The sequence below is a fragment of the Bergeyella anatis genome, assembly GCF_036016955.1.
Classification (GTDB): Bacteria; Bacteroidota; Bacteroidia; order Flavobacteriales; family Weeksellaceae; genus JAYWXI01.
On the sequence record NZ_JAYWXI010000053.1, the window covers coordinates 1 to 1,816 of the forward strand.

The following is a 1,816-nucleotide window of genomic DNA, read 5'->3' on the forward strand; positions in this document are numbered from 1 at the left end:
TGTTTACTAATGAACAGAAGTACGGAATTAAAAAATTGTAATAAGATTCGATTTGATTCGATGTGCCTAAAAACTGAAATAGAAGAAGCTTTTGACGGAATTTTTCTAATACCTTAATTCCGCAACACTATTATAAATTAAACTTTTTAAGTACCTGAGCAACAAAAAGTTGCTCAGGATTTTGCCATGTCGAAGAATTCACTTATCTTAGTGTTGCAAAAAATAAACAAGAGAATCCGACGATAGACATGGCAAAAATACAAATTAAATCTGAGAAACTCACTCCTTTTGGAGGAATATTTTCTATCATGGAGCAATTTGACTCCACATTGTCATCAGTAATCGACTCAATCCTCGGTTTAAGATGTAAATCGTTTGGTTATCGGTATAGCGAAATCATCCGTTCTCTCATGAGTATCTATTTCTGTGGAGGCTCATGTATTGAGGATGTCACTACTCATTTAATGAACCATCTCTCGCTTCATCCGACACTTCGCACTTGTAGTTCTGATACTATTCTCAGAGCGATAAAGGAACTGACGCAAGAAAACATCTCATATACATCAGATACGGGTAAGAACTACGATTTCAATACGGCTGACGTCCTCAATACTTTACTGCTCAATTGTATGTTTGCATCTGGCCAACTGAAAGATGGTGAGATGTATGATGTTGATTTCGACCATCAGTTCATAGAGACTGAAAAGTATGATGCAAAGCCTACATACAAGAAGTTCTCCGGTTATCGCCCTGGTGTGGCGGTTATTGGCGACTTGATTGTTGGCATAGAGAATAGCGATGGTAACACAAATGTTCGTTTCCATCAGAAGGAAACGCTGAAGAGATTCTTTGAGAGATTTGAGCAGAACGGCCTTACTATCAATCGTTTCAGAGCTGACTGCGGATCATGTTCCGAGGAAATCGTGGAGGAAATAGAGAAACACTGCAAGTCCTTCTATATCCGCGCAAACCGCTGCAGTTCGCTCTACAATGACATCTTTGCTCTCAGAGGATGGAAGACTGAGGAAATCAATGGCATTGAGTTCGAATTGAACTCTATCCTTGTTGAGAAGTGGAAGGGTAAAGCATACCGACTTGTGATTCAAAGACAGAAACGGATGGATGGTATGCAGGATCTTTGGGAAGGAAAATACACATACCGTTGTATCCTGACCAACGACTATGAATCTTCCGTAAGAAAAATAGTCGAGTTCTATAACCTTCGTGGAGGAAAGGAACGTATCTTCGATGATATGAACAATGGTTTCGGGTGGAACAGATTGCCCAAATCCTTCATGGCAGAAAACACTGTGTTCCTTCTTCTTACAGCACTTATCCGTAACTTCTACAAGGCCATTATCCAAAGACTTGACGTAAAGAGGTTCGGACTCAATGCAACAAGTCGCATAAAAGCGTTTGTCTTCAGGTTTATCTCTGTACCAGCCAAGTGGATCAGGACATCAAGGCGGTATGTGCTGAATATCTATACCTGTAATAATGCTTACGCAGACATTTTTCAGACTGATTTTGGATAACGCCTACAACTTATGGGTATGATACTGCGTATTGCCTCAAGTCGCATTGTGGGGTAAGGGAATATTGAGGGTTGCAGTGGGGATTTCTACCTCAATTTATCTGCTAATTCAGTAAGAGAGGACATGTACACGCAAGAAGGACGTTGAAGGGCTTAGTTGCGGATTTGAGGTAATAGAAAAATCAACTGTTTCAGAAGTAGTGGATTGAGAATTTATAAATTTAATTTCGAAACGGCACTTTCTTTTTGGAGGTGCCGTTTTATTCTTTCACATAACGGGCC

1 protein-coding gene is annotated in these 1,816 nt (G+C 40.0%); it reads left to right on the forward strand.

The window, feature by feature from the left end; genetic code table 11:
* Positions 1–248: 248 nt before the first annotated feature.
* Positions 249–1,535 carry an IS1380 family transposase gene (locus VQ048_RS12055; protein WP_064971500.1) on the forward strand — a complete coding sequence of 429 codons (1,287 nt, stop codon included), beginning with the start codon at positions 249–251 and terminating at the stop codon, positions 1,533–1,535.
* The last annotated feature ends 281 nt before the right edge of the window (positions 1,536–1,816 follow it).